This is a genomic window from Mesorhizobium sp. M3A.F.Ca.ET.175.01.1.1 (assembly GCF_004791945.1).
Taxonomy (GTDB): Bacteria; Pseudomonadota; Alphaproteobacteria; order Rhizobiales; family Rhizobiaceae; genus Mesorhizobium.
In genome coordinates, this window is sequence record NZ_SRTP01000431.1 from 1 (window position 1) to 280 (window position 280).

General features: G+C 62.9%; 1 protein-coding gene. It reads left to right on the forward strand.

Annotated elements, in window-relative coordinates; all coding sequences use genetic code 11:
- Positions 1-64: 64 nt before the first annotated feature.
- Positions 65-280: PaaI family thioesterase (locus EN818_RS32300; RefSeq protein ID WP_135906775.1), on the forward strand; the 216-nt coding region annotated here is incomplete at its 3' end.

The window sequence follows — 280 nt, forward strand, 5'->3', positions numbered from 1 at the left end:
AAGAGATTGCCTGTCCTGCCCGCCTCTGCAATAAGCTTCGCCAGCAAAACGTGAGGCGAAGGCCATGGCAGCCAAGATCGTACCCGCTCCCGACTATGAGGATCGCGTCAGGACTTCCTTTGCCCGCCAGAAGGCGATGGCCACCATCGGCGCGGAGCTGACGCTGGTCACCCCCGGCATCATCGAGATCGAGATGCCTTACGCGCCGTCACTCACCCAGCAGCACGGCTTCCTGCATGCCGGCGTCATCTCGACCGCGCTGGACTCCGCTTGCGGCTAT